Source organism: Streptomyces sp. NPDC088554 (genome assembly GCF_044752945.1).
Classification (GTDB): domain Bacteria; phylum Actinomycetota; class Actinomycetes; order Streptomycetales; family Streptomycetaceae; genus Streptomyces.
On the sequence record NZ_JBIVMF010000018.1, the window covers coordinates 32,240 to 55,164 of the forward strand.

The 22,925-nt window shown below is 73.2% G+C and carries 10 protein-coding genes; 2 read left to right on the plus strand and 8 right to left on the minus strand.

The window, feature by feature from the left end; all coding sequences use genetic code 11:
- Nucleotide 1: 1 nt before the first annotated feature.
- Nucleotides 2-1,357, minus strand: coding sequence for an LCP family protein (locus ACIP8W_RS21515; RefSeq protein WP_401955825.1), 1,356 nt, complete (start codon nucleotides 1,355-1,357; stop codon nucleotides 2-4).
- 232 nt (nucleotides 1,358-1,589) lie between these two features.
- Between ACIP8W_RS21515 and ACIP8W_RS21520 the strand changes: the two genes are divergently transcribed.
- Nucleotides 1,590-2,075, plus strand: coding sequence for a hypothetical protein (locus ACIP8W_RS21520; RefSeq protein WP_402204188.1), 486 nt, complete (start codon nucleotides 1,590-1,592; stop codon nucleotides 2,073-2,075).
- 145 nt (nucleotides 2,076-2,220) lie between these two features.
- On the opposite strand, the gene ACIP8W_RS21525 is transcribed toward ACIP8W_RS21520, so the two are convergent.
- From ACIP8W_RS21525 to ACIP8W_RS21545, 5 genes are all read right to left on the minus strand, one after another.
- On the minus strand, nucleotides 2,221-3,612 hold the full coding sequence (locus ACIP8W_RS21525) for a GntP family transporter (protein WP_401955823.1): 1,392 nt from the start codon (nucleotides 3,610-3,612) through the stop codon (nucleotides 2,221-2,223).
- Entirely contained in the window at nucleotides 3,609-4,532 is a 924-nt protein-coding gene (locus ACIP8W_RS21530) for an NAD(P)-dependent oxidoreductase (protein ID WP_402204190.1), read from the minus strand. Before ACIP8W_RS21530 ends, ACIP8W_RS21525 begins: the two co-directional genes overlap by 4 nt.
- Before the next feature lie 193 nt (nucleotides 4,533-4,725).
- A complete protein-coding gene (locus ACIP8W_RS21535; protein ID WP_402204192.1) occupies nucleotides 4,726-5,577 on the minus strand; it encodes a class II fructose-bisphosphate aldolase in 852 nt (283 codons plus the stop codon).
- Nucleotides 5,574-7,001 carry a four-carbon acid sugar kinase family protein gene (locus tag ACIP8W_RS21540; protein ID WP_401955820.1) on the minus strand — a complete coding sequence of 476 codons (1,428 nt, stop codon included), beginning with the start codon at nucleotides 6,999-7,001 and terminating at the stop codon, nucleotides 5,574-5,576. Before ACIP8W_RS21540 ends, ACIP8W_RS21535 begins: the two co-directional genes overlap by 4 nt.
- A 169-nt stretch (nucleotides 7,002-7,170) precedes the next feature.
- Nucleotides 7,171-7,875 (minus strand): FadR/GntR family transcriptional regulator, encoded by a 705-nt coding sequence (locus ACIP8W_RS21545; protein WP_401955819.1) that lies wholly within the window; start codon nucleotides 7,873-7,875, stop codon nucleotides 7,171-7,173.
- Between the two features lie 236 nt (nucleotides 7,876-8,111).
- Here ACIP8W_RS21545 and ACIP8W_RS21550 point away from each other — a divergent pair, with 236 nt between their 5' ends.
- Nucleotides 8,112-8,486: a DUF488 domain-containing protein gene (locus ACIP8W_RS21550; protein ID WP_402204194.1), complete on the plus strand. Its 375-nt coding sequence runs from the start codon at nucleotides 8,112-8,114 to the stop codon at nucleotides 8,484-8,486.
- 76 nt (nucleotides 8,487-8,562) lie between these two features.
- On the opposite strand, the gene ACIP8W_RS21555 is transcribed toward ACIP8W_RS21550, so the two are convergent.
- Both ACIP8W_RS21555 and ACIP8W_RS21560 read right to left on the minus strand, forming a co-directional pair.
- Nucleotides 8,563-10,512, minus strand: a complete 1,950-nt coding sequence (locus ACIP8W_RS21555) for a cellulase family glycosylhydrolase (RefSeq protein ID WP_402204196.1) — start codon at nucleotides 10,510-10,512, stop codon at nucleotides 8,563-8,565.
- A gap of 102 nt (nucleotides 10,513-10,614) precedes the next feature.
- Nucleotides 10,615-22,854, minus strand: coding sequence for an amino acid adenylation domain-containing protein (locus tag ACIP8W_RS21560; protein WP_402204198.1), 12,240 nt, complete (start codon nucleotides 22,852-22,854; stop codon nucleotides 10,615-10,617).
- Between the last annotated feature and the right edge of the window lie 71 nt (nucleotides 22,855-22,925).

Consider the following 22,925-nt stretch of genomic DNA (forward strand, 5'->3'; position numbering starts at 1 on the left):
CTCACCCGGTGGGCGCGGGCAGATCGGGGCCGATGGTGAGGGTGACCGTACCGGGCGCCGCCGTACCCGAGAGGACCGGCACCAGCCCGGGAAGGTGCGCGGCCAGGACCCGCGCCTCGGCTGCGAGGCCCTCGGGGTAGGTGAGGGCGGACCGCTCGGCGAGCGCGGGCGCGTTGCCGGTGGCGGTGATACGGAACCCGAGCGCGCCCAGCCGGGCGGCGGTGTCCCGGGCCCGGCCGGGGACCGAGGTGCCGTTGAGCACCGTGACCGGGACGCTGCCGGCGGACGGCGGCAGCCGGTCGGGCGTCTTCCGCGGCTTCTCCCCGGTCGTCTCGCGGTCCTGGGCGAGCGCGGTGAACAGCCGTCGCGCGGCGGGCCCGTCCCACAGGACGTTCGCGGTGTCCCCGGGGACCTCCCGCTGCCGGGGGTAGTGCGGGACCGTCAGGAACGAGATGCGGTCGGTCGCCACGCCCTTGATGTCGGAGGCCAGCCGGTAGAGGGGCGCCACTCCGGCCAGCGCCCGGTCGGTGGTCAGCGAGGCGGTGGCCGCGTCGAGGAATCCGTACAGCGCCCGGGGTTCGTGGAGCCGGTCCTTCGCCTTGGTGGCCAGCGCCCGCATGAAGTCCTGCTGGCGGCCGATCCGGCCGATGTCGGATCCGTCCCCGAGGCTGTAGCGGGCCCGTACATAGCCGAGGGCCTGCTCGCTGCCCACCGTCCGGCAGCCCGCCGGGAGGTCGAGACCCGCCCGGGTGTCGTGGATGGGGCGCTCGGAACAGACCTCGACGCCGCCGAGCGCGTCGACCATCCCGGCGAAGCCGCGGAAGTCCACGATCATGAAGTGGTCGATGCCGACCCCGGTGTTCAGCTCGACGGTCCTGATCGCGCAGGCGGCGGCGGACGCGGTGTCGCCACCGGAGCCGCCGATCGCGAACGCCGCGTTGATCTTGGACTCCTGCGGTACGGAGACGGCCCCGGCGCCCTGGCCGCAGGCCGGGATCCGTACCCACGAGTCACGGGGGAACGACACCACCGTGGCCCATTTTCCACTGCCGCCGAGGTGCAGCAGCATCAGGGTGTCGGACTGCATGGAGGTCAGGCCCCTGCCGTACCGGTCGCCCAGCCCCTGTCTGCTGTCCGACCCGATGACCAGGATGTTCTCGCCGCCGCCTCCCGGCCGGTTGTCGCCGAGCGCGCCGTCCACCGCCTTGATGTTGCCGCCGAGCCGGTTGTAGAACCAGCCGCCCGACGCGGCCGTGCCCAGCACCAGGAAAGCCGCCGCCAGCGCGGTCCAGCGGCCGATCCGGCCGGCGGTCCCGCGCTGCGGCGTCCGGCGGCGCTGCCCGCCGCGCGGTGACACGGGCGGCCGGAACCTTCGGTTCCGTTCTGTTGCGTACACGGCGTCAAGCTCCTTCGTACGGGTCCAACTCCACCCGGTGAACAGCCGGTCCCGCCCACGGGGCACGGGCGCCCGCACGATCGGGGTGCTGACTTCGGCTACGCCGGACGGCTCTGCCCGGTGGCCCGGCCCCCCGGCATGCCGTCTAGTGGACGGTGCGGCCGCCACCGGCCACTCACCCCTGGGAGCAGCGATGTCCTCGGTCATCACCGGCGTACCCACCCGCTCCTGGCGGAACTTCCGTCCGCTGCGAGTGGCGGCCCGGCTGCTGGCGGCCGCCGCCCTCGCCTGGGACGCCTATCTCCACGCGCACCTCGCCGACCGGTACGACGCCGTCTCCGAGAGCGTCAGCCAGGGCGATCTCTTCCGGATCGAGGCGGGGCTGGCCGCGCTCGCCGCGCTGCTGGTGCTGGTCTGGCGCAGACTGCCGGGCGACCTCTTCGCGTGGTCCGTCGCCACGGGAGGGCTGGCGCTGCTGCTGGTGTACCGCTATGTCGACGTCGGGACGCTGGGGCCGTTCCCCAACATGTACGAGCCCGTCTGGTTCACCGACAAGCGGCTCGCGGTCATCGCCGAGGCCGTCGCCGTCCTCGCCACCATCTATCTGCTGGCCACCCACACCCGGCGCCGCCGGGGCGCCCACGCGGCCCGGGGCAGACGGCTGCGACTGCCCCGGTGAGAGACGGTGGCGGCGGGGCCGGGCGGGTGGGACGGAACGGCTCCGCCGGGTCCTGTCCCGCCGGTTTCCCGGCGGGACGGAACGGTCGGCGGAGCCGTGTGCGTGGGGGTGGTGCGGGTTGGGAGCGGTGTGCCGGCTCCCGGTCCTAGACGACCAGCCAGAGCAGGCCCGTCAGCGCGAACCCGGCCACACCCATCGCCGTCGTCAGTACGGTCCAGGTACGCAGACCGTCCCCGACGTCCAGCCCCACCAGCTTGGTGAACATCCAGTACCCGGCGTCGTTGATGTGCGACATGGCCAGGGCGCCCGCGCCCATCGCCAGGCAGACCAGGGCCAGTTGCTGCGCCGACAGATCGGTGCGGTGCAGGAGGGGGGTGATGAGACCGGCGGTCGCCACCAGTGCGACGGTCGCCGAGCCCTGGACCGCGCGGAGCAGCAGGGTCATCACGAAGGCGAGTGCCAGGAGCGGCAGTCCGGTGCGGTCCAGCATATCGGCGACCGCGTCACCGATCCCCGTCTTCACCAGGACCTTGCCGAACACACCGCCCGCGCCCGCCACCAGGATCACCATCGCCACACCGGGCAGCGCCGAACCCATCACCGTGGAGATCTGACCGCGCGTCCAGCCACGCCGTACGCCCAGGAAGTACGCGGCCAGCGCCGCCGCGATCAGCAGGGCGACCATCGGCGCGCCCAGCACGGTCAGGACGGCGCGCAGGACCGATCCCTCGGCCAGTGTGTTCGTACCGATGGTGCCCAGCAGGATCAGGGCGATCGGGGTGACGATCAGGCTGACGATCATGGCGAAGGAGGGCGGGTTCGCGGCGGTGGCCGCGGGCAGGCCGTCCGGCCCCTCGTGCGCGGACTCGCCGTCCGCGCCACCGTCCCCGTACACCTTCTCCCGTACATCGGCCGCCAGTGTGTATTCACGGCGGGTCATGCGCAGGGAGAGCAGATAGCCGAGGAGGACCACCACGGCGGTCAGCGGAATACCGAAGAGCAGTACCCAGCCCTGGTCCGCTCCGATCGTCGAGGCGGCGGCGACCGCGCCCGGGTGCGGGGGCAGGAAGGCGTGAACGGTGAGCATCGCGGCGCTCATCGGCAGCGCGTAGACGAGCAGTGGTTTGCGCGAGGCGCGGGCGACGCCGTACGCGATCGGCATCAGGATGATCAGGCCGACCTCGAAGAAGACCGGGATGCCCAGCAGGAATCCGGCGACGGTGAGCGCCAGCGGAGTGCGTCTCTCGCCGAAGCGGGCAATGAGGGAGTGCGCCAACGCGGCGGCACCACCGGAGAGTTCGATGATCCGGCCGATCATCGCGCCGAGCGCGATGATGGTGGCGATATGGCCGAGCGTCGAGCCCATGCCCTCTTCGATGGTCGACACCAGCTCCGCGGCGGGCACACCCGCGGCGAGTGCCACACCGATGCTGACGACCATGAGCGCCACGAAGGGCTGGACCTTGGCCTTGATGATCAGCAGGAGCAGCAGGGCGACGCCCGCCGCGGCTATCAGCAGAAGGGAGTTGTGACTCATCGTTCCCCACCGTCCACCGGTGACAGCACGGTCACGACGGACGAGTCGTCACGGCCCGCCAGCCCGGCCCGCTCACCCAGCAGGAAGAGCTGCTCGGCGGCGGCGGCGAGCGGCACCGGCACATGCGCGTTCTTCGCGATCCCGGTCACGATCCCCATGTCCTTGACGAAGATGTCGAGCCGGGAGCGGACCTCGACGGAATCGGCGTCGTCCCCGTACGCCTGCGCCATACGCGGGCCCCGGTCGGCGAACATGAACGAGCCCGCCGCGCCCTGGCTGAGGCTGTCGATCACGGTCGCCGGGTCCAGTCCGACACCGCGTGCCAGGGCGACGGCCTCGGCGGCCGCGGCGATGTGCACACCGGCGAGCAGCTGGTTGATGGCCTTGAGCGCCTGGCCGTCGCCGGGCCGGGAGCCGATGACGGTGAGCGTCGAGGCGAGCCGGTCCAGGACGGGGCCGGCCGCTTCGAGGGCGGTGGGCTCGGCGCCGACGACGATCAGCAGATCGCCGTTGCCGGCGCGGGTCGGGCCGCCGCTGACCGGGGCGTCCACGAGCAGGACACCGTACTCCGCGAGCGAGGCGGCCGTGGCGACGGCCGCCTCGGGGCCGACTGTGCTGGTCAGCACGACGACCGCGCCGGAGCGGACCGTCGTCACCACGCCCTCCTCGCCGAACAGCGCGCTGTCGACCTGGGCCCGGTCCCGTACCGCGAGCAGCACGACATCGGCGTCCCGCGCGGCCTCGGCGGGGGTGGCGGCCTCGGCGGCGCCCCCGGCGACGGCCAGCGCGCGCCGTTCCTCCGAGATGTCGAAGGCGGTCACGGGCAGGGCGCCGGCCAGGTGCCGGGCCATCGGCAGGCCCATCGCGCCGAGGCCGATGACGGCGACGCGCGGGGAGGCGGTGGGAGTGGTTGAGGACATGCGGGTTCCTTGGGGGTGCGAGGGGCGGGAGGTGCCGGGGGGGATCCGGATGGTTCTTGTGGCTCGGGTGGTTCTTGCGGTTCGGGTGGTTCTTGCGGCGGGTGGTTCTTGTGGCTCGGGTGGTTCTTGTGGCTCGCGCGATACGGCGGGGGCGGGGATGCGAGTGGTTCGGGTGGTCGGATCCGCAGGGATCTCAGCCGCGCGACGCGAGCAGCTCGGTGACGCGCAGCGCCGTCGCCGTCACCGCGTCGCGCGCCGCCGACCAGGTGGCGACGGTATCCGAGCCGGGGAGGGCCTCGGGCAGTACGGAGACGACGGCGGCCAGATAGGAGCGGCGCAGCTCCGCGTTGACGTTGACCTTCGCGACCCCGCGCCGCAGCGCCCCGAGGAGTTCCGCCTCGGGCAGGCCGCTCGCGCCGTGCAGGACGAGCGGTACGGGGACCAGCGCCCCGATGCGCTCCAGCCGGTCGAGGTCGAGGCGTACCGGCTCGGCCGTGAAGCCGTGGACGTTGCCGACCGCGACGGCGAGCGCGTCCGCCCCGGTGGCGGCGACGAACTCGGCGGCCTGTCCGGGGTCGGTCATCGATCCGCCCGCCGCCGTCGCGCCGGTCGACACGTCCTCGTCGCCGGCGAGGGCGCCCAGCTCCGCCTCGACCCAGACGCCCGCGTCGTGCGCGCGCCGCACGGCGGCGCGGGTGAGCGCCACGTTCTCGGCGAAGGGCAGGTGCGAGCCGTCGACCATGACCGAGGTGTAGCCCGCCTCGATACAGGCGGTGATCTCGGCCAGGTCCCTGCTGTGGTCGAGGTGTACGCCGATCCGGGCCGTCGACCGGCGGGCGGCGTCCAGCGCGAGCGCCATCAGCGCCTCGCGGCCCGCGTGCCGGAACGCGCTCGACCCCGCCTGGAGCAGCACGGGACGGCCGGAGGTCTCGGCGGCGGCCACGATGGCCTGCACCGTTTCGAGGTTGTAGGCGACGAAGCCCGGCAGCGCGGTGCCCTCGCGGGCAGCCGCGGTCAGCACGTCGGTGCCGTACAGCAACATCATCGGCTCCTGAGCAGCGCGACGGCGTCGGCGAGCGCGTCCTCGCCACCGACGTTCCCGGCGAACACGATGTACGGGATGCCGACGCTCGGGCCCGACACGGGCTCCCAGAGCGAGACGATCCCCGGCAGCAGTGTGCCGCGGGCCCAGGCGCGGCGGATGTCGAGCCCCTCGGTCGCCACATCGCTCGATGTGATGCCGCCCTTGGCGACGACGAAGGCGGGCCGCCGTGCGGCGGTGATCGCGCGGACGGCCTCGACCATCGCGGCCGACACGGAACGGGCGATGGCGAGCGAGTCGTCGGCGCCGTCCCCGGTGACCAACGCGCGGGTCGTCCGCAGGATCACATCGCCGGCGGCGAGCGCCTCGGCACACTGACGCGCCACATCGGCGATATGCGCGGCGCGGTGCCGGTCCCCGTCGAGGAGCGCGGGTACGTCGAGTTCGAACTCGGCCAGCCCGCCGCGCTCGCGCAGCCGGTCCAACTGCCGTGTGGTGAGGCCGACATGGGATCCGACGGCTATCAGACCATGGGCCGTCGGAGCCTCCTCGGCGCTCTCCCCGCCGAAGGCGCGCAGTTCGGCCGCGGTGAGCGGGGCGCGGGCGCCCTGGCCGGCCCGTGCCCGTACGAAGGAGGGGCCGACGCGGTACAGCAGCCGGGCGCCGGACTCCTCTGCGGCGGCCGAGGCGAGCGCCAGCACCCGCAGATCGTCGTCGCAGAGCGCGTCGGCCACGGCGGTGCGGCCGTCGCGCAGCGAGGTCAGCAGCCCGGCGACATGCTCGGGACCGCCCACCCGCAGGTCGTCCAGTGTGATGCGCAGGACGTCCTTGGCGGGTGTCCGGCCGCTGGTCTTCTCCTCGATCCACTCCGGGAGGCCGGAGTTGGCGTATCCGAAGGTGGCGTCCTTGGCGAACTCGCTCTCGGCGACCGGCAGCATCCCGTCCGCCGTCCGCATCCAGTGCACCGAACCGACGGTGAGCCGCCCGGCCTCGATGTACGCGGGGACGAGGACGACACCGTCCACCGGCACCTCCTCGGCCAGCACGTCCGTCTCCAGCGGGAAGTGCCCGCGCAGTGTGGAGTCACCCCGGCTGGCCAGCACAAATCCGATGGACTCGGCGGCGGAGGCGAGCGCGAGCGCCCGGACGATCTCGCGGTTACGGGCGGCGGCGGCGTCCGGCGCCAGGCTGCGGGTGTTGGTGAGCACGAAGAACGCCGTGCTGTCCTGGCGCAGTGCCCACCGCAGGTCGTCGACCGTCCACGTGGTCAGAACGGGGACGTCGGCGACCGTCTGCGTACCGGTCGGGTCGTCGTCGAGGACCACCAGCCGGCGGCCCCCGGCAATGGCCGCGCCCACCTCGGCGGGGTCGACCTGGCGGACCGGCGGCAGGTCGGCGGCCTCGGGGAAGTGCGGAGTGTGGAGCATGGGAGGCTCTGCTTTCGTGTGCGGGACATGCGTGGGGGCGGCGGTGGGTGCGGTCTGCTGTGACGTGCTGTGATGCGGCGGAGTGTGGCATGCGCGGTGTGTACGAGTGTGTGCCGTACGGGCCGGTGTGGAGTGTGTGCCGTACGGGACGGAGGCCGGTCAGCGCCGGTCAGGCGTCCGGGGACCGGTCGATGACATGGGTGCGCAGGTCGTCCGCCGTCTGCGCCATGTGTTCGTCCATGGCCAGCCTGGCCTTCTCCGGATCGCCGGAACGCAGCGCCGTCAGCACGTTCTCGTGCTGACGGATGGCGTTGGTACGGATCTGGGGCACCGCGGAGGTCTGGCGGCGGGCCTCGATCAGCAGCCGTCCGAAGGGCTCGAAGAGCAGCGGTACGAAGGCGTTGCCGGAGGCGCGCATCACCACGTCGTGGAAGGCCATGTCGGCCTGCACGAACTGCTCGGTGTCGCCCGCCTCGGCGGCTGCCCGCATCTCGTCGAGCGTCTCGGCGAGGTCGGCGAGGTCGCCCTCGGTGCGCCGGGTGGCGGCGAGCCGGGCCGCGCCGATCTCGATCATCTGCCGCGCCTCGATCAGCTTCTCCGGGATCGCACCGCCCACGGGCAGCCCGGCGGCGGCGCGGATCATCGGTTCGAGCGCGGTCCACTGGTCGGGGGCGTTGACGTACGTACCGCGTCCGCGCTGGATGCGGACGACGTTCTGCGACCGCAGGACCTTGACCGCCTCGCGGACCGTGAGCCGGCTGACCGCGTGTTCCTCGGCCAGCACCCCTTCCGCGGGGAGCGCGGTTCCCGGCGGATACTGACCCTCGATGATCGAGGACAGCACGCGTTCGGCGATCTCGTCGGACAGCGGCATTGCTGTCGACCTCCTTGCGGTGGAACACTTGGACATCAGACGTCTGATGTCTTCGGGGTGAAAACTAAGCGGGAGTTTTCACGGACGTCAAGACCTCGGGCCGAAAAACCTGGCCGCCGGACGTATCCGCTCACACCCGCGCGTACCTCGAAACACTCCGCACTCCGAAACACTCCGTACTCTGGAAGGACCGGGAGTCTCGGTGCGGCCCCGCGCGCTTTCGGAAGGAGTGGGCCATGAGCACCTTCACCGTACAGAGGGTGTACGACGACACCCCCGGCCCCCGGGCACCGGCCGACGCGGCCCGGGTGCTGGTGGACCGGCTGTGGCCCCGCGGTGTGTCCAAGGAGCGGGCCGGCCTCGACGTCTGGCTCAAGGACATCGCCCCCTCGGCGGAGCTGCGCTCCTGGTACCACCAGGACACTTCCCGGTACGCGGAGTTCGCGTCCCGCTACGGACGGGAACTGGACGACGCGGCGCACCGGCCCGCCGTCGACGGCCTCCTGGACCTCGTGCGGGAGCGGCCGGTCACGCTGGTCACCGCGGTCAGGGATGTGGAGCACAGCCACCTTCCGACGCTGCTCCGACACCTCGACGGCGGCCGGACGTAACCACCGGTGCCGACCGCCGTTCTCCACCGTTCTTCGCCGTTCCTGCAACGCTCTCCGCCGTTCCCTGGCAGGTGGCTCAGGACACGGGGAAGCCCGCGCCCGCCGCCCAGGCCGTCAGCTCGCGCTGGGCCGCCGCCCTCAGCTCGGCGGTCGGGGCCGCGGTGCCGTCCGCGACCAGCGCGTAGTGGAGTGTTCCGGCGCTGTCCGCCCCGGCCGGGGCGGACAGCAGAAGGCGCCGCGCGTCGGTGGCACCGGGTTCGGCGGCCGACGCGATGGGATGGTCGGCGGTGCGACCCTGCGCGGTGTACTCGGGCGGTCCGGTAACAGTGCCGAGGTCGGAGACGACCGTGGTCGACGAGGCGGTGAAGCCGTTCGGCAGGTGGAGCTGTGTCGGAGCGGCCGTGGCACCCTCGGAGCGCCACACCAGCACACCGTACCGGCCACTGCCCACCAGCCGGGCGGTGTTGGGCATGGAGCCGGGGATCCTGTTCCAGCTCAGCACCGAACTCCCGTCGCGGGAGCGGTCCTCGTAGCCGAACGCGAGGGTACGGCCCGCCACGGCCCCCGGGTAGAGGCGGTCGATCAGCCGGGCGTCCTGGCGCAGGACGGCCTTGCCCGAGGCGTCGAGCGCGACGGCGGACAGGTCCTCGTCGTTCCAGGCGTCGCCCTCGGTGAGCATCTTGTCCGGGTTGCCGTTCATCGCCTCGCGGTGCCGGCCGCTGTAGATGTCCCACTGCCACTGCGTGGAGGAGAGCACGGGCCCGGAGCGCGCGGCACTGGTCCACCAACTCGCCCCGGGCAGACGTGAGTCAAGTGCCTGGTACATCGCCTTGACGACGGTGGGCGCCTTGTCGGCGGTGAGGCCGTTCATCGGGTGGCCGAACTCGCTGACGATCGCGGCGGTGGACAGCGCCGACGACCGGTCGCGTACCGTACCGAAGTCGGTGGCGTACTGCCCGTCCGCCGCCTTGCCCCACATGAAGATGTTGGAGATGGCCTTCTGGTCGTAGAAGTGGGTGTTGAAGACGTAACGCGGCCCGAAGGTCCCGGCGTCGAGGAAGCCGCCCGGCTGTTTGGCGAGGTCCAGATTGGCGTTCCAGAACATGTTGGGTTCCGCGTAGAGCGGCTTGTCGCGCCAGCCCGCCGCGTCCATCCTGGCCCGGAACTTCTCGTAGAACGGCCAGAGCAGATCCCGTTCCCAGGTACGGCTGTTCTGCCCCTGGGTGTACTCGCCCGCGAAGGGCTCGTTGTACGGGTTGAAACCGACGACCCCGGCGAACTGCTCGGCGGTGAGACTGCGCGCGAGGTGTGTCATCGTCTTCTGCGCGGTGTCGAGGAACGCGTCCTGTACGGGTACGGAGACGGTTCCCGTGGGCGTACCGACGTTCAGGACGCGGTTGTGCCAGAAGTCTCGGGTGGCACTCTTGACCGCCTGGTTCTGGGTGATGTTCTGGCCCCACAGAAAACAGATGCCGCAGGACTCTACGGGGTATCCGCCCGCCTGGACGGCCCATCGGGGCGCGCCGTCGCCGGTGTACCAGCTGTCCTTGTGGAACAGGTGGCGGGAGAAGAGGTCCTGGTGGAAGTCGGGGAACACCCGTAGCCCGGCGTCGAGGAATGCCTTCATCTGCTCGGTGGCCGCGTTGAGGTAGGCGGTGTCGACCTTGCCCGGTTCGGGTTCCGCGTGGGCCCAGGACAGCAGGAAGCGCACGGCGTTGCCGCCGGTCAGCGAGCGCAGGGCGGTGGCGGAGGCGCGGGCGTCGGCCACGCTCGCGAAGGGCAGGCCGCCGTTCTCCTCCAGCTTGGTCTCGCCGGAGACATTGAATCCGCGCAGGACGACCTCCCGCCCGTAACCGTCGGTGAACCGGGTGCCGTTCACCGACACCTCGGCCGCCGCGGCCCCGTCGAACCACAGCGGGGCGGCGGCCGACGACGTGGTCGCCGCCTGCGCCGACGGGCCGCCGAACGCGACCGTCGACAGCAGGACGAGAGCGGCGCCGAGCAGCGTGCCCCGCCGCCCCGCCATTCGCCCGTTGTGTGCCCGCGTCCGTGCCTGTACCTGTACCTGTACCGCAGCCGCGCCACTGGTCGCCATGGGCACAACATAGCGTCGCCTACTGACGAGTAGTCAAGAGTCGTGCGGGTCAAGGGAGGAGCCTGTTCCGAAATCCTTCATCTCTTCGGGGCCGACGACGTGATCGAGCAGATGCAGCGGCGCCGCCCGTACCCCCGCGGCCTCCAGCGCGTGCCAGTACGTGTGCGCTACCGTCCCGTCTACCAGCCCATGGACCAGGGGTAGTTGGGCATCGGTGGCGCGCAGCAGGGACTCCACCCGACAGGAGGCGATCGTGCCGGGCAGCCACGACCGCGCCTCGTATCCGGCGGCGGCCTGTGCGGGAAGCCCGTCGGCCACCTGCCGCTCGGTGTCATCGAGGGCGAACAGGCCGCCGCCCACCACGAGGACATCGCGCCGACTCCGCATCCGGTCGATCGCGCGCGCCGTGTCGAAACAGTGCGGGAACGAGTCGTCGACGACAATTGTGCCGGGCCGCAGCCCGTCGATGTCGAGGAGCGCCCCTCCCCCACTGACCGCCGTGATGACGAGATCCGCCCCGTACACGGCGGCGGGCAGACCCGGATCGGACTCCCGCGTCTCCACCGCGCCCGCCAGCCCCCGGGCGCGCAACTCCTCGGCCAGCGCCTTCAGTCGTGGCCCACTGCCCGCGACATCGCAGAGCAGCAGCCGGTACGGCGGCGCGGGGGCCAGCGACAGCAGCAGCTCCAGGGACGAGCTGCCGATGGACCCGAGACCCACCACGGCCACGGCCAGCTCGCCCAGTCGGCGGCCGGTGGCGTCCAGCGCGGCGTGGACGGTCCTGACGACGGACACGGCGGTCGCCGCGTGCCCGGTGGTGACCGCCGTCCCCGGTCCCGCCGCCCGCAGCACACCGAAGCCGTAGCCGGTCAGCGCGGGGATCATGCCCGCCAGGGACACACACCGCGCGCCGAGCGACGCGGCGTGTGCCACCGCCCGCGCGGTGTGACCGGCGAGGGCCTCCCCCGCCAGGAGTTCGTCGGCGAACAGCGGAAGGCAGACGAACCCGGACCGGCCCAGCGAAGTGGTCATCTCCTCCAGCAGCCGGGGTTCCGCGTCCGGGAAGAGCGCGGAACGCAACTCCTCACGCGGCAGCGCCCCCGCCGGAAGCCCGGCGAGCCGGGCCAGTTGGTCCGGGGACGGCAGATAGCCGACAAGCGCGGCGTCCAGGGCCTGGTTCTTCTTCCGGTCCGGGCCGGTGCCCGCCACCGGGTCGAGCTGGTGTCTCAGTGTGTCCAGGAGAGCGGCGAACGCCTCCGGGGTGAGGGTTCCCGCCGCCGTCCGCAGGGTGATCCGCAGACCGCCGTCGGTGGTGGGGCGGGCCGCGAGGAACACATCGGTGCCGAGCGGAGGCGGTGCGAGTTCGGTGTCCCCGTCGTCCCAGGACAGCGTCAGTGTGCCGGCGGACGGTCCGTCCGGCTCCGGGCGGACCGCGTCCAGCGCGGAGAAGTCCAGGAACGTGAAGAAGAACTGCGCGGACAGCGGCAGACCGCTGGGCAGCCGCGGTCCGGCGCTCTCCTGGGTCCTGGCGGCGGCGACCTCGGCGATGATGCGGCGGCAGTCGGCGTCGAAGTCCCTTCGCTTCCCCGGCGCTTCGTCCGTGCCGGGGGCAGCCGGGCGCAGCGCCACGGCCGTGGCCAACGGGCCGAACAGCCGGTTCACGTCCGGCAGCGGCACCTCCCGCCCGGTGACCGCGAGCCCCAGCACCAGATCCTGCCGTCCGGTGAGTCCGGTCAACGCCCGGTAGTACGCGGTGAGCACCGGCGCGTACAGCGTCGCCCCGGCTACGGCCGCCGACCGGCGCAGCCCGGCGGTCCGCCGTACGTCCAGGGTGAAACCGCCGTTGTGGCCGGGGGTGCCCTCGTCCGTACGCAGCACCGGTGGCCGGTACGGAGCGTCGAGGCGGGCCTGCCGGGCGTCGGCGGCCGGGTCCACGGCCCTTGCGGACAGCGGGCGTTCGAGCAGGGCGGCGTAGTCGCGGAACGTGGTGCGCGACGGCGGCGGCGCGGCGGGCTCGCCACGGCCCAAACGGTCGTACGCCGCCAGCAGTTCGCGTCCGAACAGCGCCGCGCTGTAGCCGTCCCCGATGAGGTGGTGTGCGTGGACGACGAGCACATGCTCGTCCGGTGCGACGGTCAGGACGCGCAGCCGCAGCAGCGGCCAGGTCCACGACTCGAAGCGCCGCCGCCGCTCCTCGGCGACCCGCTCGTCCAGCAGAGCGGGTGTGCTGAGCGTCTCGAAGTCGACCGGGAGCCGCATCGAGGGCGGCAGTTCCTGCTGGACCGGTGGCCGGGCACCGGCGGGGAAGACGGTGCGCAGCATGGGGTGGTGTGCGACCAGTGCGTCGACCGCGCCCTGGAAGTCGCCGGGCCGCAGTGTTCCCCGCAGCCGCAGCCGGGCCAGCCAGCCGGTGTCGCCCTCGGGTGCGAGGGCGTCCGCGAGCAGGAAGCCTCGTTGGGTGGGGGTGAGTGGGTACGGCGAGGGCCAACCGCCCTCGGACGCGTCCGTGTTCGGGTACGGTGCCGGGTCCCGGACGTCCGGGGGACCGGCTCCGTCGATCGCCGCCGCGAGCGCGGCGAGTGTGCCGTGCGTGTAGATGACGGTGGGCCGGGGCAGGACCGTGATCTCCTTCTCCAGCCGCGCGAACACCTCCAGGACCAGGAGGGAATCGCCGCCGAGGGCGAAGAAATCGTCCTCCCCGCACACGTCGGGAACGTCCAGCAGAGCGCCCCAGATCCGGGCCAGCAGCGATTCGGTCGGGGTCGCCGGTGCCGTCCCCCTACCGGACCGTGCACTCCCTGCGTCAGTGCCAGTGGTGGGGGCGAGTTGGCGGCGGTCGACCTTGCCGGTGCCGGTGAGTGGCAGAAGGTCCAGCGACTCGATGCGGGCGGGGAGCATGTAGTCCGGCAGGACGGCGGAGAGATGGGCGCGCAGCGCGGCCGGATCGGGGGCGGGGGTGTGGTGCCGGGGCTCGACATAGGCCGTCAGCCGGTTGTCCCGGTGGACGACCACCGCGCGCGCGACACCGGGGTGGGTCTGGAGAACCGCCTCGATCTCGCCGGGTTCCACCCGGTGGCCACGGATCTTCAGCTGGTCGTCGAGGCGGCCGAGGAACTCCAGTGTGCCGTCGGCGGTGTGCCGGACCCGGTCCCCACTGCGGTACCAGCGCGCACCGTCCCGCTCCGTGAAGGCGGCGGCCGTGAGCGCCGGCTCCCCGAGATAGCCTGGGGTCAACCCCGTTCCCGCGATGAACAGTTCGCCGGGCTCGCCCGGGGCGCAGGCTCGTCCGCGCTCGTCCACTACCACCACCCGGGTGCCGGTGAGCGGGCGGCCGATCGGCAGTCGGAGTACGTCGTCGCCGGGGCGGGCGTCGATGAGGTGACAGGTCGCGTTGATGGTGGCCTCGGTCGGCCCGTACAGATTGGCGATCCGCTGTCCGGCGCCGAACAGGTCGAACCAGCGCCGGACATGACCGGCCGGCAGCGCCTCCCCGCCGACATGGATCCAGCGCAGCGCCGACAGATCGGGGCGCGCCAGACCTTCGCGTACCCGCGCCTCGGCGGCGGCGAGCAGCCGCTCCCACAGAGTCGGCACCGAACTCCACACGGTGATCCCGGCCCGCTCGACATGGTCCAGCAGGAGTTCGGGGTCGCGTACCAGGTCACGGGGTACGGTCACCACCGTGGCGCCGACGAGCAGCGGGGCGAGCAGTTGGCGTACCGAGGCGTCGAAACACACCGCCGCGGTCTGTGCGAGGCGGTCGCCCGCGCGGTAGCCGAAGGTGTCCAGCGCCCAGTCGAGATAGTTCTCCAGGGACCGGTGGGTGATGGGCACCGCCTTGGGGCGGCCGGTGGAGCCCGAGGTGAAGATGACATAGGCGACCGCATCGGGGTCCGGCGCACCTACCGGGCCCAACTCTTCTTCACTGTAAGTCAGTTGGTCGAGGGTGGGGTCGTCGAGAGCCAATGGTACGGCACCGGTGACCGCCTCGGCCGTGGTGCGCGTCGCCGGGTGGCAGACGACGGTACGGGCTCCGGTGCGTCGGAGCTGGTCGGCCAGCCGGGCGGGGGGATGGCCCGCGTCCATGGGCACCCAGCCCGCGCCGGCACGCAGGATCCCGACGACACCGACGACGGTGTCGGCGCCCTGTTCGGTGAGCAGCCCGACGAGGTCCCCGGCGCTCACCCCCCGGGAGCGGAGCCGGGCGGCGAGCGCGGCGGAGGCCCGGTCGAGCGCGGCGTAGGTCAGGGTGGCGCCCGTGCCCCCGCCGGCACCGATACCGGTGCCAGAGCCACCGCCAGTGTCGACCGCGACCGCGTCGGGGGTCGCGCGGAACCGGTCGCCCAGCCGCTCCGCGATACCGCGCGCCCGTACGGGACGGGGTTCCTGTGTGCCCAACTCGGCTAGTTCCGCAAGGTGTTCACCGGCCAGTCGGGCCACGGCCCCCCGGTCGAAGAGGGTGGCGGGGAAGTTCCAGGAGAAGCGCAGTGTCGCCCCGTCCTCCCAGCACAGCAGCGACAGCCGCGTCGCGGCGGAGGCGGTACCGGCCGCGGTGGACCGTACCGTCACCGGGCGGTCGGCGGTGTCCGTGGTGGGGAAGTGGGCGAAGCTGAAGCCCACCTGGCCCGCCGTGCGCGGTCCGCGCCGGTCGGTGGGCAGGAGCCGGGCCAGATCGAGGCTGCCGGGGGTCGCGTGTCGCTCGCTCTCCAGCCAGAGCGGTCGCAGCCGCTCGGCCAGCGCCCGCACCGGTTCGCCGGGGCCGGCCTCGATGAACAGCGGCAGGGTGTCGGCGAGCGGGCCGACGAGCCGTTCGACACCGGTCAGCCGTGTCTCGCGGCGGGCGCGGGCGACATTGACGGTGAGAGTGCGCTGTCCGCTCCAGCGGACCAGCGAGTGTGCGTACGCGGCGAGCATCAGATGGAACAGTGACACACCGTGCGCGGCGGCGTGTTTCCGGAGCGCGGCGGTGAGCGCGGCGTCGATGGCCGTCTGGTGGGAGACGAGCGGCGGCGCGGGCGGTGTGTCCGGGTCTCCGTCGTAGGGCAGCCGGGCCTCCGCGTCCCGTGCGGCCAGGGCTTCGCGCCAGTAGCGCAGGTCCGCCGTAAAAGCGGGCGCGGACCGTTCGGCCCGGGACGCCTCCGCGTACGCGGCGAAGTCCGTTTGAATCGGGGGCAGTTCCGGTGTACGGCCCCGGGCGAGCGCGGTGTAGACCTGCCACAGCTCCTCGCCGAGGACATTGAGGCTGTATCCGTCACCGGCCGCGTGGTGGATCACCAGGACGAGATGGGCGGGGCCGCCGCTCTCCCGGACGAGCACCGCGCGGACCGGTGGCTCGGCCGCGAGGTCGAACGGCCGGTTGCACAGGGCCTCTTCGAGCGCGCACAGCCGCTCCTCGGGCCCGCCGCCCTCCGTACCGAGGTCGCGCACTTCGTACCAGTCGGAGACGGGCCCGGCCGGTACGACGGACTGCCGGGGGCCGTCGCCGTCCGGCGCGGGACGGATACGTATACGGAGCATCGGATGGCGTTCCGCGAGGAGGGCCAGGGCCTCCCCGAGCAGTTCGGCGTCGAGGGGGCCGGTGACCGTCTGCCGTACATACCCGTAGGAGCCGACGTCCGGGTGCAGTCTGCCGTTGGCGTGGAAGGCGAGTTGCACGGGGGTGAGCGGGAACGGCGTCGCCGGGTCCGCCGCCACCGGGCCGGTGATGGCCACCGGGTCCGGTCCGTTCGCGATGGCGCCCTCGATATGGGCGGCCAGCTCGCGGATGGTCCGGTACTCGAAGAAGAGCGTTGCCGGGAGCGGCAGTTCGAGCTGTCGTTCGAGCTGCTTGACGAGGTCGACGGCGGCCAGCGAGTCGAGCCCCATGGCGAGGAACGGCTCGTCGTCGGGGACGGAGCCGGGGGTACGATCCAGCGCCACCGCCAGCAGCCGGCGCACCACCTCCGCGACTCCGGACACAACCTGCCCTGGAGTGGGGAAAGTTCGCGGAGGCTCCACCGGGCTCGGCGAGACACCCACCGGACTTCGCGGAGGCACCGCCGGGGAGGGGGCGGACACCGGCAGCAGTTCGGCGACCAGCAGTTGGGCCGCGTCAATGCCGTGTGCCGTGCGCAGGGCCGTCAGCGCGTCCCCGGTGGTGAGCGGCGCGATCCCCCGGGCGGCGACGGCCTGCCGTACCGTTGCCCCCTCGGTCAGTCCCGTCCCGGTGAGCGCGGCGAAGTTCAGGGACTGCCACGGCCTGCCCGCCGCCCGTTCGGCGGCGGCGAAGGCGTCGAGGAAGGCGTTGCCCGCCGCGTAGTCGCCGAGCCCCCCGGCCAGACCGGGCAGGGCCGAGGCGATCGAGGAGAACGCCACGCACACGGCGGGGCGGTGGCCGTGGCGTCGCAGGGCCAGGGAGAGCAGAAGGGTGCCCCGGGTCTTGGCGGCGAGGACCCCGGCCATCTCCTGCGGTGTCTTCGTACGCAGGGTGCCGGGGCGCACCACACCCGCCGCGTGGAACACCGCGTCGAGGGGCGGCAGGTCCGCCAGGAGCGCGTCGAGGTCCGCCTCGCAGGACACATCGGCCGCGCGGTAGCGCACCGAGGCGCCGAGCGCGCCGAGTTCGGCGAGCAGCCCTGCGGGCGGCTCGGGGGACCTTCCCGCGAGGATGAGCGTGGGCCTGCCCCGCCCCGCCAGATCGCGGGCGAGCGCGGTGCCGATCCCACCGCGGCCGCCGGTGATCAGATACGCGCCGTCGGCGTCCGGCGAAGCCGTCGCGTACTCGGCTTCGCCGGACGCCACCGCCACCGGGGTACGGATGAGCCGGCGCCCCGCGCGCCAGGCGAGCGTGACCGTGGGACCGGGGACCGCCGGTGTGTTCAGCTCATGGTCCAGGGCATCGAGGCGGTCGGCCACGGTGTCCAGCGAGGAGAGGTCGACGCTCGCCGCCGCGAGTCCGGGGTGCTCCTCCGGCAGGGCGAGAGCGAGCCCGGTGAGCAACGCCTGTGCGGGGCAGAGCCGTTCGCGGTCGGCGCCGGTGGCGTGGACATCCTCGGTGACCACGAGCAGCCGGGCGGGACGGATCTCGGCCGTCAGCTGTCCGATCCGGTGGAAGTGTGCCAGCGCGGTGTGCTGTGCCGTGTCCAGCGCGGCCACCGAGTCGAGCCCGGCGGCCGGTCCGGCGATCAGTACCACCGTGTCGATGTCACCGGGCACCGCCGTGTCCGGCGCGGGATCGCCGGGTGCCGCCGGGGCGCCGTCCCGTAGCACCGGGACGCCCCGCGCGGTGAGCCGTCCGGCGAGTGCGCGCAGGAGCGGTGTGTCCGGGCCCAGCAGCCGGATCCCGCGCGGGCCTTCGCCGGTCGCCGCGGCCGGAGCCTCCCCCCGCCAGAGCAGACGGTGCAGCAGCGGTCGCCGGTCCGGCTCCCCTGGCCGGTAACTCCGGTGCTGGAGCGGGTAGACGGGCAGGGCGACCCGTGCCCGTACCGCACCGCTGGCGGCGCCGGTCCCCACTGTCCCCGTACGGTCCACGGGCACACCGTGGGTCCACAGCCGACCCACCGTCTCCAGCAGCGCCCGCGCTCCGGTGGAGCCCTCCGCGTCCCGGGGCAGCGCGGCGGAGAGCGATACCGGGGCCGCCCGGCCGGTCGCCGCCGCGACGGCGCGCACTGGCCCCAACAGCGTTGCTCCGCCGCCGAGTTCGAGAAAGGCGCCGTATCCCGCGTCGAGCATCCGCTCCACGGCGGCGCCGAACCGTACCGGCCGCACCGCGTGCTCCCGCAGATACTCCGCGTCCGGCGCCGGCTGCCACTCGGCCGTGACCGTGCTCATCAGCGGTATCGCGGGGGCACGGAGGACCAGAGCGCGGGCCGCGACGGCGAGCGGGGCGAGCACCGGGCGCATCAGGGGCGAGTGGAACGCGTACGCCACGGGGAGCACGCGGGCGGTGACACCCTCGGCGGCCAGCTTCGCGACGGCCACGGCGACCGCTTCCGGCCCGCCCGCGATCACCACCTGGTCCGGGCCGTTCAGCGCGGCCACCGACAGCGCGCCGTCCGACGCGGCCAGCACACCGGCGACGGCCTCCTCCCCACCGCGTACGGCGGCCATCGCGCCCGGCGCGGTGAGTCCGGCCATGAGCCGGCCGCGCTCGGCGGCGAACCCTACGGCGTCGCCGAGGTCCAGCACACCGGCGACACACGCCGCCGCGATCTCGCCGACGCTGTGTCCCGCGACCGCGTCCGGCCGCACCCCCCAGGCGCCCAGTTGGCGGGCGAGCCCGACACCGAACGCCACGAGCAGGGGCTGCGCCACCTCCGTACGGGAAAGCGCCTCGGCCGCCGCGTCCGGGTCCAGCGCCCAGTCAGTGAGGGCGCGCCCGCACACGGGGCCCACCCGCGCGGACGCCTCGTCGAGTGTGTCCCGGAACACCGGGGCCGTCCCGTACAGGGCACGGCTCTGTCCCGGGCCGGGCGCACCCTGGCCGGGCAGGAGGAAAACGGTCCTGGCAGCGGCCCCAACGTGCTTGAAGTCAGCCTCCGTTGACGCTTCGAGCCGTACGGCCAGATCGCCGTCCGCCACAACGGCGAGCCGGTAGGGGGCGTCGTCCCTTGCGGTGTTGGCGGTGGCGCAGACATCGCCCTCGTCGAGTGCGGGGTGTGTGCTCAGCCGGGCGGCGAGTCCGGACGCGGCGGCGCGCAGCGCGGGAGCGGTGTGTGCCGAGAGCGTGAGCAGATGCGGGCCGGGGCGCGGGGGCGACGGGGAGGGCGGGGGCTCCGGGGCCTCTTCGAGGATGGCGTGCGCGTTGGTGCCGCCGAAGCCGAACGCGTTGACCCCGGCGACCAGCGGGCCGTCCGAAGCGTCCGGGGCGTCCCAGTCGCGGTGCTCGGCGACCACCGCGAAGCCCGCCGCAGCGGGTCCGGGCGAGAGTGGCACGTGATGCAGGGAGGCGGGCAACTGCCTTTTCCCCAGGGCCAGTACTACCTTCAGCAGGCCGGGCATTCCGGCCGCGTTGAGCAGATGGCCCAGGTTGGTCTTGACCGAGCCGAGCAGCCGCGGCCGGCCGTCCGCGCGCGGCGGGAAGGCGTGGGCGAGCGACTTCAGCTCGATCGGGTCACCGATCGCCGTACCGGTCCCATGGGCCTCCACATAGGACACAACGCCGGGGTCGACCCCCGCCTCCCGGTAGGCCCGCGCGATCACCTCGCGCTGGCGCAGTGGGTTCGGTGCCGTCAGGCTCAGCGACCGGCCGTCGTTGTTGACCGCCGTACCGCGCAACAGGGCGAGCACGGGGTCGCCCGCCCGGCGCGCGTCGTCGAGTGCGGTCAGGACGAGAGCGGCGCCGCCCTCACCGGGGACGAAGCCGTCCGCCGTCGCGCTGAAAGCACGGGAGCGCCCGGTCGGTGACAGTGCCCCGACGGCCTCCAGATGGCGGTGACCGGCCGGGGTGAGATGGAGGTTGACCCCGCCCACGACAGCGAGGTCACACTCGCCGTCCTCGATCGAGCGGCGCGCCAGATGCAGGGCGACCAGGGCCGAGGAGCAGGCCGTGTCGACAGCGAGTGCCGGGCCGTCCAGGTCCAGGGCGTGCGAGACCCGGGCGGCGACGAGTCCGGGCAGATTGCCGGTGAGCGCGAAAGCGGCCGGACCCGGCACACCCCGACCCGCCTCGCCCGTCCCCGGCACACCCCGACCCGGCCCACCCGTTCCCGGCAGTACGCCCTGGCCCCGCTGGCGTTCCAGTTCCGGTACGTACCCGCCCGCCTCGCCCGTCCCCGGCACACCCCGACCCGGCCCACCCGTTCCCGGCAGTACGCCCTGGCCCCGCTGGCGTTCCAGTTCCGGTACGTCCCCGCCCGCCTCGCCCGTCCCCAGTACCCGCCCTCTCTGTTCCTCCAGCAGTTCCCGGTATCCACTGTCGCCGACCGCCGCGAACACACCGATCCGGCGTCCGGCCCGGCGGGGGCCCGCGTATCCCGCGCGCTCCAGGGCCTCGTGGGCGAGTTCGAGGAAGATCCTCGCCTGGGGGTCGATCGCCCCGGCCTCCCGGGCGTCGATGCCGAAGAGGTCCGCGTCGAAGCCCGTCGGGTCGTCGAGGAAGGCGCCCCACCGCACGGCCGTGTCGCCGGGCACCGCCCATCGGTCCGGGGGCACCGGGGTGACGGCGTCACGGCCCCCGGCCAGGAGGTCCCAGAACGCCTCCGGGGTGTCGGCGCCGGGGAATCGGCAGGCCACGGCGGTGATCGCGAGGGCGCCCCGGCGCTCCCGTACACCCTGGTCCGGTACGGCGTCCGAGGCGGAGGCGCGGACGGAACCCCCGGCAGCGGCCCGGCCGAGGAGGTGGTCCGCGAGCGCGGCGACCGTGTCGTGGTCGCGCAGGACGGCGGGCGGCAGGGCGGTCCCGAAGGCGTCCTCCAACTCGCCCAGCACCCGCATCGCCCTGAGCGACGAACCGCCCAGGGCGAGGAACCGGTCATGTGCGCCGATCGCGCTCCCCGACAGCTCCAACGCCCGCGCCCAGACCCGCCGTACGGTCTCCTCGGCATCCCGGCGCGAGCGCGGCGGCCCTGGTACGGGAACGGAAAACGGCGCCAGGATCGACGACGGTGACGGAGCCCGCCCCGTGTCCCCGTCGCTGCGCACCGCCCGCCGTACGCCCTCGCCGTAGGCGCCCGCCTCGAAGCGCGTCCGCAGCAGCTGCCGCCGGATCTTGCCGCTCGTCGTCCGGGGGAACGCGCCCGGTGCGAGCGGCAGCACCCGTACCTCGTCGTGGGCGAGGACCTCGCGCACCCGGGCGGCCACCTCGTCCAGCACACCGTCCACCGTGGCGCGCGGCGGCCGTGCCCACTGCGCGAAGACCACCACACGCTCGGTCCCGGTCAGCGGATCGGTGGAGCCGATGACCGCCGTGGTGCCCGGCGGCAGTCCGGGGGTGGCCGCCGCGACCGCTTCGAGGTCCGGGGCATGGAAGGTGCGGCCGTTGAGGAAGAGGACGTCCTTGTGACGGCCCGTCACACAGAGCCGCCCGTCGCGCAGGAACCCCAGATCACCGGTGCGCAGCCAGCCGTCCGCGAACGCGTCGGCGGTCTCGGCGGGCAGCCCGTGGTAGCCGCGCGCCACCTGGGGTCCCGCGACCTCGATATGCCCGACCCGGCGATCGCCCAGCGGTTTCCGGCGGGCGTCGACGATCCGTACCGTACAGCCGGGCACCGGCCGGCCGACGTCCATCAGCTCGACCGCCGTCGTGCCCGGCGCGGCGTCCACGGCCCGGCCGCGCGCGAGCGCCGCCCGGTCGAGGACGAGAGGGACGGCGATCTCCCCGGGCGGCGGGAAGGCGACCGCGAGGGTGGCTTCGGCGAGGCCGTAGACAGGCTGCGGGGCGCCGGCGGCCAGTCCGGCGGGCCGGGTCTTGCGGGCGAAGTCGCGCCAGACCGTGGGCGCGATCGGCTCGGCGCCCACCAGGAGCATCCGTACGGAGGAGAGATCGAGCCGGGCGAGCGCCTCGTCCGGGACCCGCCGGACGGCGAGGGCCAGAGCGAAGTTCGCGGCGGAGAGCAGGGTGGCCCGGTGCCGCGACGCCGTGTCGAACCACGTCAGCGGCCGTTTGGCGAAGGCCAGTGGTTCGATTCTGACCTGTTTGGCGCGCGCCGAGAGCGGGGCGAGGTGGGTGCCGATGAGCCCCATGTCGTGGAAGTACGGCATCCAGCTCGCCACCACATCGTCCGGGGTGAGGGCCGCGGCGGTCCGTATCTGCCGCAGATTGGCGAGCACTCCGGCGTGGGTCAGCTCAACCCCCTTGGGGGAGCCGGTACTTCCGGAGGAGAACTGGAGGAACGCGATGTCGTGTGCCACCCGCTCGGGGAGTGTGTCCGGGATACCGCTCTCCCGTAGCTCCGCCAGTCTCAAGTGACGTACTTCTGAAGGTAGTTCGTCGAGAACGGACGCGGCCCCCGCGTCAGTGGCGACGGGCGGGCGGCCGAGCAGCTCCCACACCGGCAGGACCAGCCGCGCGCGCCCCGCCAGGGGTACCGGTACGAGACCGGCCGCGAGCGCCCCCCAGAACAGCGGCTGGAAGCCGTCGCCACGGTCCGCGAGCAGGGGTACGGGGGTGCCGGGCGCCACCCCGGCCGCGAGGAATCCACCGGCCACCCGCAGCGACTCGTCGCGCAACTCACGCAGGGTGACCACGCGTTCGGCGCCGTCGTCCCGGACGTGCACGATGATCTGCTCGGGCACCTCGTCGGCCGCGTCCAGCAGCACACTCAGCAGTGTGTCACCATCGATGAATTCGCTCATTGTCACGTTATATCAGAGCTGGTCCCACACGATCTCTATGCCCAAAGTTCCACCAGGGCGCGGCTTTTGCC